This window comes from Kitasatospora sp. NPDC097691 (assembly GCF_040302665.1).
Classification (GTDB): domain Bacteria; phylum Actinomycetota; class Actinomycetes; order Streptomycetales; family Streptomycetaceae; genus Kitasatospora.
In genome coordinates, this window is the sequence record NZ_JBEORY010000048.1 from 31,468 (window position 1) to 44,264 (window position 12,797).

16 protein-coding genes are annotated in these 12,797 nt (G+C 76.0%); 9 read left to right on the top strand and 7 right to left on the bottom strand.

The window, feature by feature from the left end; genetic code table 11:
• The first annotated feature begins 21 nt into the window (after positions 1 to 21).
• On the top strand, positions 22 to 1,116 hold the full coding sequence (locus ABTY56_RS27470; protein WP_502893196.1) for an iron-containing redox enzyme family protein: 1,095 nt from the start codon (positions 22 to 24) through the stop codon (positions 1,114 to 1,116).
• Here the strand turns inward: ABTY56_RS27470 and ABTY56_RS27475 are convergent.
• The 3 genes from ABTY56_RS27475 to ABTY56_RS27485 all read right to left on the bottom strand — a co-directional run bounded on the left by ABTY56_RS27475 (position 1,090) and on the right by ABTY56_RS27485 (position 3,094).
• Positions 1,090 to 1,344: a CDGSH iron-sulfur domain-containing protein gene (locus tag ABTY56_RS27475; RefSeq protein WP_350631867.1), complete on the bottom strand. Its 255-nt coding sequence runs from the start codon at positions 1,342 to 1,344 to the stop codon at positions 1,090 to 1,092. The genes ABTY56_RS27470 and ABTY56_RS27475 overlap by 27 nt on opposite strands.
• Complete coding sequence (locus ABTY56_RS27480) at positions 1,328 to 2,143, bottom strand: HemK2/MTQ2 family protein methyltransferase (protein WP_350631868.1); 816 nt, start codon at positions 2,141 to 2,143, stop codon at positions 1,328 to 1,330. Before ABTY56_RS27480 ends, ABTY56_RS27475 begins: the two co-directional genes overlap by 17 nt.
• A 63-nt stretch (positions 2,144 to 2,206) precedes the next feature.
• Positions 2,207 to 3,094: a Rieske (2Fe-2S) protein gene (locus tag ABTY56_RS27485; RefSeq protein WP_350631869.1), complete on the bottom strand. Its 888-nt coding sequence runs from the start codon at positions 3,092 to 3,094 to the stop codon at positions 2,207 to 2,209.
• 176 nt (positions 3,095 to 3,270) lie between these two features.
• On the opposite strand from ABTY56_RS27485, the gene ABTY56_RS27490 reads away from it, so the two are divergent.
• From ABTY56_RS27490 to ABTY56_RS27510, 5 genes are all read left to right on the top strand, one after another.
• Positions 3,271 to 3,729, top strand: coding sequence for an SRPBCC family protein (locus ABTY56_RS27490; protein ID WP_350631870.1), 459 nt, complete (start codon positions 3,271 to 3,273; stop codon positions 3,727 to 3,729).
• Between the two features lie 120 nt (positions 3,730 to 3,849).
• Positions 3,850 to 4,293, top strand: coding sequence for a hypothetical protein (locus ABTY56_RS27495; RefSeq protein WP_350631871.1), 444 nt, complete (start codon positions 3,850 to 3,852; stop codon positions 4,291 to 4,293).
• Between the two features lie 44 nt (positions 4,294 to 4,337).
• Positions 4,338 to 4,550: a DUF6296 family protein gene (locus tag ABTY56_RS27500; protein ID WP_350631872.1), complete on the top strand. Its 213-nt coding sequence runs from the start codon at positions 4,338 to 4,340 to the stop codon at positions 4,548 to 4,550.
• A 378-nt stretch (positions 4,551 to 4,928) separates the two neighbouring features.
• Entirely contained in the window at positions 4,929 to 5,441 is a 513-nt protein-coding gene (locus tag ABTY56_RS27505; protein WP_350631873.1) for a hemerythrin domain-containing protein, read from the top strand.
• A gap of 33 nt (positions 5,442 to 5,474) precedes the next feature.
• Positions 5,475 to 6,035: a hemerythrin domain-containing protein gene (locus ABTY56_RS27510; protein ID WP_350631874.1), complete on the top strand. Its 561-nt coding sequence runs from the start codon at positions 5,475 to 5,477 to the stop codon at positions 6,033 to 6,035.
• Positions 6,036 to 6,160: 125 nt separating this feature from the next.
• Here the strand turns inward: ABTY56_RS27510 and ABTY56_RS27515 are convergent, their stop codons facing one another.
• Complete coding sequence (locus tag ABTY56_RS27515) at positions 6,161 to 7,195, bottom strand: YihY/virulence factor BrkB family protein (RefSeq protein ID WP_350631875.1); 1,035 nt, start codon at positions 7,193 to 7,195, stop codon at positions 6,161 to 6,163.
• Between the two features lie 173 nt (positions 7,196 to 7,368).
• On the opposite strand from ABTY56_RS27515, the gene ABTY56_RS27520 reads away from it, so the two are divergent.
• Both ABTY56_RS27520 and ABTY56_RS27525 read left to right on the top strand, forming a co-directional pair.
• On the top strand, positions 7,369 to 7,920 hold the full coding sequence (locus ABTY56_RS27520; RefSeq protein ID WP_350631876.1) for a hemerythrin domain-containing protein: 552 nt from the start codon (positions 7,369 to 7,371) through the stop codon (positions 7,918 to 7,920).
• Between the two features lie 66 nt (positions 7,921 to 7,986).
• Entirely contained in the window at positions 7,987 to 8,178 is a 192-nt protein-coding gene (locus ABTY56_RS27525) for a hypothetical protein (RefSeq protein ID WP_350631877.1), read from the top strand.
• Between the two features lie 81 nt (positions 8,179 to 8,259).
• Here ABTY56_RS27525 and ABTY56_RS27530 read toward each other — a convergent pair whose 3' ends face one another.
• Positions 8,260 to 8,526, bottom strand: coding sequence for a hypothetical protein (locus tag ABTY56_RS27530; RefSeq protein WP_350631878.1), 267 nt, complete (start codon positions 8,524 to 8,526; stop codon positions 8,260 to 8,262).
• A 195-nt stretch (positions 8,527 to 8,721) separates the two neighbouring features.
• Here ABTY56_RS27530 and ABTY56_RS27535 point away from each other — a divergent pair, with 195 nt between their 5' ends.
• Positions 8,722 to 9,921 carry a PP2C family protein-serine/threonine phosphatase gene (locus ABTY56_RS27535; RefSeq protein WP_350631879.1) on the top strand — a complete coding sequence of 400 codons (1,200 nt, stop codon included), beginning with the start codon at positions 8,722 to 8,724 and terminating at the stop codon, positions 9,919 to 9,921.
• A 64-nt stretch (positions 9,922 to 9,985) separates the two neighbouring features.
• Here the strand turns inward: ABTY56_RS27535 and ABTY56_RS27540 are convergent, their stop codons facing one another.
• A complete protein-coding gene (locus tag ABTY56_RS27540; RefSeq protein WP_350631880.1) occupies positions 9,986 to 10,417 on the bottom strand; it encodes an SRPBCC family protein in 432 nt (143 codons plus the stop codon).
• 85 nt (positions 10,418 to 10,502) lie between these two features.
• Entirely contained in the window at positions 10,503 to 12,791 is a 2,289-nt protein-coding gene (locus tag ABTY56_RS27545; RefSeq protein WP_350631881.1) for a condensation domain-containing protein, read from the bottom strand.
• Positions 12,792 to 12,797 lie beyond the last annotated feature (6 nt).

The window sequence follows — 12,797 nt, forward strand, 5'->3', positions numbered from 1 at the left end:
GAGGACCGGACGGACATACGGATGGCATGCACGCACGGCCACGGGCATGGGCACGGCGAGGAGGCGGAGGGCATGGACGAGCGGGTGCGCAACGGAGACGACCGGCGGGCGGGGCGGGCGACGGGCGGCCCGCCCTCACCGCGCGGGCCCCTGTCGGCGGCGGTGCTCGCTCTGGCGACCGCCGGGCCGCCCGGCGCCGGACGCCTGTTCGCGCCGCCCGGGCCCTTCACCCATCCCTGGGGCGAGGACCACCAGCTCGCGCTGTACCTCTGCTACGAACTCCATGACCGGGGCCTGCCGGGCGTCGCTCCCGAGTGGGAGTGGGATCCCGGACTGCTGGCGCTGCGAAGGTCGTTGGAGCGGCCGTTCCTCGCCGAGGTGCGCGCCGAGACGGAGCCCGTGCCACCCCTGCGGGAGGCCCTGGAGCGCCTGCTGACGGAGCCCCCGGACGGCACCGGGCCCTCACACTTCCTGTCGGCCGAGGGCGAACTCCGGCACGCCCGCGAGTACCTGGTTCACCGCTCGCTCTACCACCTCAAGGAGGCGGACCCGCAGCTGTGGATGCTGCCGAGGATCCACGGCCCCGCGCAGGCGGCGCTGATGGCGATCCTCTACGACGAGTACGGCGCCGGACGGCCGGAACGGGCCCACGCCCTGCTGTTCGCCCGGATGATGACCGCCTTCGGCCTGCACCCGGGCTACCGCCACTACCTGGACCTGGTCCCGGCGCCGAGCCTGGCCGTGGTCAACCTGATGACGCTCTTCGGCCTGCACCGGGCGCTGCGCGCCGCCGCGGTCGGGCAGTTCGCCGCCGTCGAGATCACCTCCTCGCCCGGCTCGGCCCGCCTGGCGGCGGCACTGGAACGGCTCGGCGGCGGCCCGGACGGCACCCTCTTCTACCGCGAGCACGTCGAGGCGGACGCCGTCCACGAGCAGCTGGTGCGGCGCGGAGTCATCGAGGAACTGGTCACCGCCGAACCGGCCGCGGCGCGGGACGTCGCGTTCGGCATCGCCGCCGCCGGGGTCGTGGACGGCCGCTTCGAGGACCACCTGCTCGGCTGCTGGCGCGCCGGGCGGACCTCCCTGCGCTCACCCCTGCCCGACGGCCGGTCCTGAGCCGCGCGGTTTCTCCGGCCCGCGCGCGGGCCGGCCGCGCCGGCGGTGGCTGGTGTCGCAGAACGGGTACGTCCGGCTGCGGCGGCAGGCGCACAGCGCCACCACCGGCCGCTCGGAGACCCGTACCGTCCCGTCCGGCAGGACCACCTCCACCGGTCCCTCGACCAGCAGCGGACCACCCGGCACGACGACCACCCGGGTCGCGTCCCGGTCAGCGTTCGCGGACACCGCGCACCACCACCAGTTCCTCCTCGCGCTCGCCCGGTCGGATCAGCCCGCGCCGCTCGAACAGGGCGGCCCGCGCGGTCATCACCGGCCCGAAGGCCTGCCGTCGCCGGGCCGCCACCTCCGTCCGCAGCCCCGCCCGGCGCAGCAGCGCCAGGGTGGCGGGGACGTCCGCGAGCGCGGACTGCACGAGCAGCAGCACCCCGCCGACGGCGAGCAGGCCGGGGGCCGTCCGGCAGATCCGGTCCAGGACCAGTCGCCCGTCCGGCCCGGCGTCCCAGGCCAGCGCGGCACCGCGACCGGCGGCGCCCGCGGCGGGATCGACGGGGACGTAGGGCGGATTGGCGGTGATCAGCTCGAAGTACCTGCCGGCCACCGGGGCCAGCAGGTCGCCCCTGCGCACGCGGATCCGGCGCCGGTGCAGCCGGGCGTTGAGCCAGGCGGTCACCACGGCGCGAGCGGACACGTCGACCGCGGTCACCCGGGCCCCGGTCCGCGCCGCGACGATCGCGACCGCCCCCGTCCCGGTGCACAGGTCGAGCACCCGGCCGGACGCGTCCAGGCGCTCCCGGCGCACGCACGAGGCCAGCAGCAGGGTGTCCCCCTGCGGGGCATACACCCCGGGCGCTCGGAGCAACAGCCGCACCGGGTCGCGGGCGGTCGGGGCGGTCGGGGCGGTCAGGGCGACCGGGGGCCGGGCGTGGACGTTCCCGGCGGGCACGGCAGCCCGCCGGATCCCGGTTCGGCACCCGCGTTCCGGTGCGGCGGCGCGCGGCGGGAGGCCGGGGACGGCGGCGGCCATGGTTCCTCCGTAAGTCGTGGGATGGCCCGGGAGGGCCGGACGTGCCCGCCCGCTGACGCTCGGTCAGCCGGCCCCCGGCAGCCGCACCTCCAGCTGTCCCGAAGCCACCCGGGTCTCCAGCACCGGCTGCGGCGCGGTGGCCGGACCGTGCACCACCTGGCCGTCCCGTAGCCGGAACTCGCTGCCGTGCCACGGGCAGCGCAGGCAGCCGTCCGTGATGGTGCCCTCGGACAACGGCCCCGACAGGTGGGCACAGCGCTCGGCCAGCACGTGGCAGAGCTCGCCGTTCCGGACGACGACCACGGCCAGCTCGCCCGCCGTCCGGCGCACGGCCCGGCCGGGCGGGAAGTCTTCCAGGGCGCCGAGGCCGACCCAGTCGGCCGGGGCCAGCCGGGGTGCGGCGGCGGCCCGGTCCGGCCCGGCGGCCAGCCGGTAGGACAGGTGCCCGCCGAGCGCGGCCCCGACCGAGACGGCGGTCAGCCCGGCGAGGCCGAGCAGCCGGCCACGGGCGCGGTGCCCCCGGCAGCGGGCCAGCAGCGACCCTCCGTACAGCAGCACCCCGGTGGTGTTGGAGAGCGCGTGCACCAGGCCGGTGCGGCGGCGCGGCGGATCGAGCCGGGCCCAGTCCACCCAGCCGGTGAGCGCGGCGGGACCGGCGGCCAGCAGCCCGGCCGCCACCAGGGTGCCGGCCGACCGCCGACCGCCCGGGGTGAAGTCCAGCAGCGCGGCGGACGTCCAGCAGCCGATCGGGAACTGGACCAGCGCCGGGTGGAGCGGGTGGCCGAGCCACACGCCGTGCAGGGCGTCCCGGTACGGACCGAGCGGCAGGGCCTCCACCGCGCCCGCGAGCGGCTCGGCCGGGGCGTCCAGGACGTCCCAGTGCTCCGGTGCCTCCAGGGCGCGGCGCAGCCGGCGTGACCAGGGGTGGGTGTGCAGGGATGAGGTGTCCATACCGGGCGGCTAGCCGGGGACGGGCCGGTCAAACCCCGTCGCGGGCGGGTGACGCGGCGATCCGGGTGCCGATCGGGTCGCACCCGACCGGCCGCGGGCGGGTTACCCCGGCGCCGTCGGGGCAGACGCGCGGGCGGCCGGGAAACACCCGGCCGGTTCCCAGCGAGGAGGCCCGCATGAGCATGGTGAAGGAGTCGGTCGAGGTCGAGGTCCCGCTGCACACCGCCTACAACCAGTGGACCCAGTTCGAGGAGTTCCCGCGCTTCATGGAGGGCGTCGAGTCGGTGACCCAGCTGGACGAGCGCCACAACCACTGGCGCACCAGCATCGGCGGTGTCACCCGTGAGTTCGACACCGAGATCGTCGACCAGCTGCCGGACGAGCGGATCGCCTGGCGGACCATGGACGGTGGCGTGGACCAGAAGGGCGTGGTGACCTTCCAGCGGCTCGCAGAGCGGCGCACCCGGGTCAACATGGCCATCGACTTCCGCCCCGAGGGCATGGTCGAGAAGGCCGGTGACGCGATGGGCATGGTCGACCGGAGGGTGAAGGGCGACCTGAAGCGGTTCAAGGCGTTCATCGAGAACCGGGGCACGGAGCGGGGCGGCTGGCGCGGGCGGATCCACCCGAGCTGAGCCCGTTCCGGCGGTTCCGGCCCCTCCCGGGGCGGGAGCCGCCGGACGCTTGTGCGGACGGGCGTGGGTGGGCCCGCAGGGCGACGGGTTGGCCCCGGCCGGGCCGGGTAGGCGCGCCGCATGGACGACCTCGGACCCCCGGCGGGCGACCCGACCGGGAACGACGCGGAAGCACTCGACCTGTGCGACCAGTGCGGACGGGCCGTCGCCGACGCCGACCTGCTCGGCGCGCTGGTGCCGGACTCCTCCGCGGTGCACGCCACCGACCCCGACCTGGACGGCAGACGGGTGCTCCTGGCCTGCTCCGTCGACCACCTGGCCACCCTGATCGAGGAGTACCGGCGCCGCCGGTTCGTCCCCGAAGAGCAGTGGGCCGGAAAGGTCTGCCGAGCGCTCGCCGACATCGACGAGCCCCTCCCGCTCAGCGTGGTCGCCCGCATGAGCGGCCTGTCCGAGCACCAGGCGGTCCAGGGCGTGGAGTGGCACAACGCCCGCGCCCGGGAGTGGCGCGAGCGCTTCGGCAACGGGGACGGCAACGGGGACGGCAACGGGGCCGAACACTGACCGGTGGTCACCGGCCGGGACGAGGACCGGAACGAGGAGGAGCCATGACGACCGCGAAGCGCTACCGCCTGGTCGCGACCGACCCGTACCGCGAGATCCTGCTCACCGCCACCGGCGCGATGGGCAGCACCGGCACCGAGGTCTACGTCGACGACTCCGGCGCCGTCCGGGTCGAGATCGACGGCGAGGGTGAGATCCGGACGATCACCACGGCCCTCGACCTGGGCCGTCCGGCCCTCGCCGAACCCACGGACTGAGCGCCGAGCCGCTGGAGTGAGCCGCACCCCGGGCCCGCCCGGGGTGCGGCTGCTGCGCCGGTCCGCTAACGGGACGGGAAGCGGTGGTGCTCGATCAGCCCGGCGAACTCCTCCCACAGGGCCGGGCCGGGCGGCTCGTCGCCGGCGTGGACGGTGACTCCGGCCGGCCGGCCCGCCCGGCTCGCCGAAGCCGGCCGCCCCGCCCCGGTGACGTCGGCCGCTCCGGTGGTCGTTCCGGAACCGGGACGTCCCGCTCGGTTGCCCCGGGCGGGCCCGGTACACCCCCACGTGTGGCGCGGCCGCGCGGCCGCGTTTGGCACCGGGCCGGCCGGGGACACGCCGGGGCGGCGGGGAACAGCGCCGAGAAGGAGACGAGCGATGTCCAACGATGCCATCGTCCTGCTGCGGGAGGACCACAAGGAAGTCCGCCGCCTTTTCCGCGAGTACCGGGGGCTCGTCGAGGGCGACGGCGAAGGCGGCGCGCAGGCGCGCCGCGAGAAGGTGGAACGGATCGTCGAGGAGCTGACCGTCCACACCTACCTGGAGGACGAACTGTTCTACCCCACGGTCCGCCGGGAGGTGCCCGGTCTCGCCGCGGCCATGGACCGCGCCAAGGAGGAGCACCACGTCGCCGACCTGCTCTGCGAGGAGCTGAGCCGGATGACCCCCGAGGACGAGGGCTACGACGCCAAGACCGCCGTCCTGATCGACGCCGTCGAGCGGCACATCGAGCAGGAGGAGGGCGACTGGTTCCCGGAGGTCCGGGCCGCCCTCGGCCGCAAGGAGCTGCAGGAGATCGGCGAACGGATGAAGGTCGTACGCGAGACCGCGCCGCGTCGGCCGACCGGCGGCGGTGTGCTGCACCGCATCGCGGCCGCCCTGGAGGACTGACCCGGCCCGCACGATCAGGAAGGGGTACCACCCGTGCAGCACGACGAAGACCTGCTGGAACAGCTCGTCGCCGACCACCGGTCGATGCTGGTCCACTTCAGCGAACTCAGCGGCATCCCCAGCGGGGACCGCCGGCGCAAGCGCCTCGCCGCCCTGGTCACCGACCGGTTGGTCCGCCACACCAGGGCCGAGGAGGAGCACCTCTACCCGCTCGTCCGCGACCGGCTGCCCGACGGGCCCGCCGTGGTCGAACGCGAACTCGCCGACCACCGCGGGGTGGAGGCCCTGCTGGTCGAACTCCGCATGACCCACGTCCGCTCGCCGGAGTTCGACCGGCTGGTCGCCCGCCTGACCGAGGAGGTCACCCGGCACGCCGGCGACGAGGAGGCGCGGCTCTTCCCCGCCGTCCGCGCCGTGACCACCGATGCCGAGCTGCGCGCCCTGGCGGCCCCGGCCCGTGAGACCAAGGCATCCTCGACCGGCCGGCCCCGCCACCAGCTCCCGTCCGAGCGCCCCGCGGACCACCTGCCGCCCCCCGAACGCTCGCTCGGCGAACGGATGCGCGAGCTCCTGACCCCGGGCGGGCCGCACTGACGGGCGCCGGCCGCCCGGCCGGCCCCGGCACGCCGGGCATCGTGGAGGCCGCGTCAGGCGAACTGCATCGTGGAGGCCGCGTCAGGCGAACGCCGACGCGGCCTCCACGATGCGGGGTTCCGCCGTCAGCGGCCGCCGCCGTCCCCGGGTCGGGCCTCGTTGGGTCGGGCCTCGTCCCCGGGTCCGCCGTCGCCACCGGGCTCGTCCGCGTCCTCGAAGGAGACGTCCACACGCTGCTCGGGGCGGCGCTCCTCCTGCCGGGCGACATCGGACAGCACCGCCTGGTCGGCGTCCGTCAGCGGCGGCTGCAGCAGGCTTCGCGGCCACAGCCGGCGGGCGAGCACGACGTTGGTCTCGGCCGCGTACACGGTGATCTGCGCGGCCAGGTAGAGCCAGAAGAGCAGGCCGATCACGGTCGCGAAGAAGCCGTAGACCTGGCTCGCGTGGCGCAGCTCGTGGGCGACCAGCAGCGCGCCGAAGGCCTGCAGGACGGTGAAGAGCGGGCCGGCGATCGCGCAGCCGGGCCACAGCGCGCGGGTGGGGATCTCGCGGGGGGTGAGCACCCGGAAGCAGGCCAGGCACAGGGCCGTGTTCAGCAGCGCAGAGACGAGCAGGCCGCCGATCCGGGCGGGCAGCCCGCCCAGGGTGGTGCCGACCAGTGAGGCGGCCGCGGTGCCCAGCACCAGCCCGGCGCCGAGGACCGCGAACAGCAGCAGGCTGCGGGCCAGCCGCGGCCAGTAGCCCGGGCGCTTGACGCCGGGGACGTTCCAGACCTCGGCCATGGCGTGCTGGAGGACCTGGGCGATGCCGAGCGCCCCGTACAGCATGCCGAGCGCCCCGATGAGCAGGGCCAGGCCGCTGCCCTGCAGGGAGTGCACGTTCTGGCGCAGCTGGTCGCCGATGATCGGGAAGTCGGCGAGCGCGGAGTCCACCACCGAGCGCTGGGCGCCGGGGTGGCCGTGCAGGACGAAGCCGAGGACGGTGCTGAGCAGGAGGAGCAGCGGGATCAGGGCGACGAAGCCGTAGTAGGTGATCAGGGCGGACAACAGCCCGCCCCGGTCGTCCCCGTACTTGCGCACCACGCCGACCACCACGCCGGTGGGCCGGTGGCGCTGCTGGAAGCCGTCCACACCCCGCAGGGTCCGTTCGATGGGGTTCACACGACCGCGTCTGCCCCGGTCGGGCGGGCCGACACCCGCCGGGCCGACGGCGACGCCCGATCCGTACCGGCCCGCCGTCGGCATGACTTCGCGGAATCCGGGGACACGCGAGGGCTGCGGTGCCCGCTCCGGGGCCCGTCGTCGAACCCCTGCGGAGAACAGGAGCAGAGCACATGGGACACGGCGGAGATGTGATCAACGAGCTGATGACGGACCACCGGGAGGTGGAGGAGATGTTCGCCCGCGTCCAGGCGCTGCCGGCGGGCGACGAACGGCGCCGCGAGGCGGCCGAGCAGTTCACCATCGAGCTGGTCCGCCACTCGGTGGCCGAGGAACAGCACCTGTATCCGGCGGTACGCGAACACGTCCCGGGCGGTGACGCCCTCGCGGACAAGGAGATCGCCGACCACGAGGCGGTGGAGCGGCTCCTCAAGGAGCTCGAAGGCGTGGACAGCGGTGACGCCCGCTTCGGCGTCCTGGTCGGCCGGGTGGTCTCCGAGGTATCCGCGCACATCCTGGACGAGGAGCAGAACCTGTTTCCCGCCCTCGCCGGCGCCTGCCCGCCCGAGCGGCTCGACGAGTTGGGGGAGCGGGTCCGGCGGGCGAAGAAGCTCGCGCCCACCCGGCCCCACCCGAACGCGCCCGACAACAAGCTGATCACGGCGGGCACCGGCCTGGTCGACCGCGCCCGGGACCTCGTGACCGGGCGCGGCGCATCCGACTGACGCCCGCTGACGGCTGTTCCGGCCGGAACCACGACGAAACCGGAACCACGACGAAAGGAGACCGCCATGAGCGCTCGCGAGGAGAACGGAACCAGGCAGGCCGACACCTCGCAGGTGGACGCTCCGCAGATCGACGAGGAGACGCGCGAGCGGTCCTCGGAGCAGCGGAGCATCACCGCTCCCACACCGCCGGACGTCCGGGCCGCGGGGGACGACGACGAGCCCGAGCCGCCCGCGGCGGACACCCGGGCCCCCTGAGCCACAGCACCCGGACGGCGCGCGCGATCCACCGCAGGGCGTGCGGCGGGTCCACGGACCCATCGTGCGCGCGGACGGCGCTCAGGAGGTCGCCAGGGCGCGCTCGCACTCCCGGCAGCGCCGGTCGGCCAGCTCGGGCGGGTACCAGGGGTCACCGGGGCGGGCGGGGGCGTAGTGGCTGTGCTCCATGGAGCGGGTGTCGCGTTGACACAGCGTGGTCGGCTGGGGGTCCTCGGGGACGTCGGGGTCGGCGCCGGCGGCGTGGACGGCCAGCACTCCCGGTCCGACGCCCTCGGCGCCGAGCACCTGATCGGACTCCAGCTCGAACAGCACGATGATCGAGGCCATGTCTCCGACGGTGCGCCGGGGCGGGCCGCTCCGCACTCCGGGCCGGTCACGCGTGGGACGCGCTGCGCCGCCTTCCCGGTGCCGTCGGCCGGGCGGGTGCCGCCGCGCCGCCGGGCCCGCCGCAACGATCCGGTGCGGGCGTGCACCATCGGGCCGTTCCTGGGTAGGCGCGGGGCCGACGGGAGGTGCGACGCGATGAGCGGCGACGACGCGCGGCTGGGCGGCGTGCTGGCACGGCTGCTGGCCCGTACCCGGGCGAGCGGGCCGACGGACCTGCCCGACCTGGTGCGGGAGGCGGCCCGCGAGCTGGGCGCGGACGGGGCATGGGTGTTCCTGTCCGACGTCCAGCAGCGCCACCTCGTCCCGTTGCCGGCCGCCGAGGACGGCACCCCCTTCGACCTGGTCGACGTCGAGGGGACGCTCGGCGGGCGCGCCTACCGGCTGCAGCAGACCCAGCTCTCCTCCGGATCGCCCGGCGTCGGCTGGTTCCCGCTGGTCGACGGGGTCGAGCGGATCGGCGTCCTGCGGATCGAGGACGGGGCGGGGAACGGGGACACGACCGACCGCTACGAGGCGCTGGCGGCGCTGGTCGCCCTGCTGGTGGTGTCGAAGAGCGCGTACAGCGACGTCATCGTCGACGTCGGCCGCCGGCAGCCGATGACCCTGCAGGCCGAGCTCCTGTGGGCCTTCCTGCCGCCGCGCACCATCGGCACCCGGCACGTCACCTCCAGCGCCGTCCTGGAACCGGCCTACGACGTGGGCGGGGACGCCTTCGACCACTCGGTGGCGGGCGGTCGCCTGCACGTCTCCGTGTTCGACGCGATGGGCCACGACCTGGCCTCCGGCGGAGCCAGCTCGGTCGCCCTGGCCGCCTGCCGTTCCACCCGGAGGTGCGGCGGCGGCCTGGCCGACATCGCCCGGGCCATCGACCGCGCGCTGGTCCAGTGGATCCCGGACCGGCTGCTGACCGCGGTCGTCGCCGACCTCGACACCGTGACGGGCGAGCTGTCCTGGGTCAACTGCGGGCACCCGCCGCCGCTGCTGATCCGGGAGGGCCGCGTCGTGACGGACGCGCTGCGCCGGCGTGCCGAGCTGCCGCTCGGCCTCGGCTTCCACGAGCACGGGCCGCAGCCCGTCCACCACGAGAGGCTGCAACCCGGCGACCGGCTGCTGATCTACACCGACGGGGTCACCGAGGCCCGATCGGCCTCCGGCGAGTTCTTCGGGGAACGCCGGCTGACCGACACCCTCGTCCAGCACATGGCAGGCGGGGACCCGGCCCCGGAGGCGCTGCGCCGGCTGATCCACGCGCTGGTCAGCTACCAGGAACACGAGCCGCGCGACGACGCCACCATCCTGCTGGCGGAGTGGCACCCGCGCCGGCCCGGGGACTGAGGGCGGGACGGGGCGGCCGGGGGAGGCCCGGTACCGCAGGGGCGGGCCGGGGAACGGCCGGGGACTACCGCAGCAGCCGGTCCAGCACCCGGCCGAAGACCAGGCGCCCGGTGGCAGCGACGACCGGATCGGCGAACCGTGGCACACCGGCGATCCGCAGCTCCTCCGCCCACAGCGCCTCGCTGCCACCACCCACCGCCCGGACCCGCAGCACCGCCCAGCCGCGCACCGGGCGGCCGCGCTTGGCCAGCCGGCACAGCCCGTCACGCCCGGGCCCGGGCGGGACCGACTCGACGATCTCCATCGGGTCGTCGAACCGCAGCGGCCCGACGGCCGTCCGGGCGAGGACGACGTCGCCCACCTCCCGGCCGGTGCCCCGGGCGACGCCGACCCGGGTGAACGGCACCCGCTCCCCGTGCCGGGGCCAGGCGGTCAGCCGTTCCCAACAGACGGCCGGTGGCAGCGGCGAACGGCGGGTCAGGACGAAACGGGCCATGCCGCCCACCGTAGCGTCGCGGCCCGCCGTCGGGCCGCCGGGATGCCCCGGGTGCCGCAACTCCGGCCGTGCGCCGGGAACTCCGCTACGTCCGGTGGCCCAGCAGTGCCGCCACCGCCGCCAGATCGTCCTCCTCGTCGACCAGCAGCACCAGTGGCGGGTGCGCCGGGGCGCCCAGCCGGGCGATCTCGTAGGCGGTGACGCCGAGGCCGGGCGGGGCGACCAGGGCGACCGGCGCGCGGGACTCCAGCAGCGGGCCGAGCACCGGCCGGTAGGCGGCGACGGCCGGTGGGTCCTCGCCGACCGGGCGCAGCACGCCGAGGGCCTGCGGGCCGGGCCAGCCGCGGGCGGCGCCGGCGAACCGGGTGTACGGGGCGCCGGGCGGGGGCAGCAGCAGGACCCAGCCCGCGCCCGGGCGGCCGGCCCGGTGGAGCACGTCCAGCCGCACCGCAGGGCCGTCGGGACCGGACGGGTCGGCGGCGTCCGGAGTGGCGTCGCTTCCCTCCGTGCCGGAGAGCCGGGGCGCGGGCTGTCCGGCGAGGGTGGTGCGCAGCACCTCGGTGGTGCTCAGCCCGCTCGGCAGGTCCGGGAATGCGCGCAGCAGGTGGGCGCTCTGGCTGAGGAGTTCGACGGCGTCCTGGTCTGCGAGCAGGGTGCGGTCGTGGGTCGTGGTGAGGACCAGCCCGCCGGTGGTGTCGTAGTGGGCGGCGAGGGTGATCGGGTACGAGGTGAAGGTGCCGGCCGGCACCGGGCTCTCCACGTGGATGCCGTGCGCGGCCAGGTCGGTCTCCAGTCGCAGGTGGTGCGCGGCGGTCGGCTGGTGCTCCAGGACGACCAGGCTGTTGGGCCGTCGGCCGCGCGGCCCGGCCGTCCAGCGGTGCGCCTGGCCGGGGGAGACCCATTCGTACGCGGCGAGGTCGAGCACCCCGTCGCGCAGGGCGGCGAGCAGCTGCGGCACGGTGGTGCCCGGGTGCAGCCGGACGGAGATCGGCAGCGGGTTGCGCAGCGCGCCGGGGAGCCGGTCGATGCCGTCCAGCGGGATGCCCCGGCCGGAGACGGTCACCGCGAAGCCGACCCGTACCGAGCGGGCCGGGCGGCGGGCCCGGTCGGACTGGGCGGCGCGGTAGAGCAGCAGCGCCCAGGCGGCCTGCAGCGCGCTGCTCTCGCCGGCGCCCCAGGCCGCCGCCCAGCCGCGCAGCCGCACCGCCTCGTACGGGGTGAGCCGGCGCCGGGCGCGGCCGCTGCCGGGCCGGCGCGGATCGGGGGCGAGCGGCAGGACGGCCGTGGCGCCGGGCCGGGTGGACCAGAACTGCTGTGCGGCGTCGGTGCCCTGGGCCTGCAGCCAGCGGGCGTGGTCGCGGACGTCGGGGCGGCGTTCGCCGCCGGGCAGGACGCCGCCGGTCAGGTAGGCGCGGTAGAAGGACTGCAGCAGCAGGCGCACGCTCCAGCCGTCCAGCATGGCGTGGTGGTAGCTGAGCAGGACCCGGGTGGCGGGCCCCTCGTCGGCGTCCGGCGGGGCGTCGAGCAGGGTGGCGCGCAGCAGGGCGGGGCGGCGCAGGTCGAAGCCGCGCCGGCGGTCGGTGGCGAGCAGTTCCTCCCAGTCGGCGGTGCCGTGCGGGTGCCGGGTGACCTCGGGGACGGCGCGTTCGTGCAGCACCATCCACGGCTCGCCGTCGCCGTCCTCGTCCCAGTCGAAGGCCGCGCGCAGCACCGTCTCGTGGTCGATGACGGACTGCCAGGCGGCGGTGAAGCGCTCGGTGTCCAGCGGGCCGTGCCAGTGCCAGGACAGCTGCTCGACGTGCCGCCCGTCGTGGTCCGGCTGCCCGAGGACCTGGCGCAGCAGTTCTCGCTGCAGCGCGCTCGTCGGGACGGTGACGGGCTCCGGCGGGTGCGCCAGGGCCTCGCGCAGTTCCTGCAGCAGTGCGAGGGCGCGCCCGGGCGGGCCGGGGGCGAGGCCGACGAAGAGCCGCGGCTCCGCGGCGCCGTCCCGGTCCTCGACGAGCACCGCCCGCAGCCGGGGCCCGGTGGCCAGGCTGTGTCCCAGCTCGGCGAGCACCCGGTCGAGGCCTTCCGGGCCGTCGGCGGTCCGCTGCCACAGCAGCTCTTCGCCGGCTCCCGGCCGGACGGCCCGCAGGGCGGCGCGCAGCACGTCCGGCCGGTACGACCGGTACAGCTCGACCAGCAGGAACTCCTTGGCCCGGGCGGGCCGGGCGGCGGCCTGCCGGGGCCGGCCCGCGGTGCGGGCCAGCGCGGCGCTCACCGCCCCCGCGTCGAGGCGTCTCGGCGGGCGGGCGGCGGGCAGGCAGGGCTCGGACGCGGGAGCGCCGGACACCAGCAAGGTGACGGGTGCGCTGGAGAACTGACGGTTCGTCATCACTGA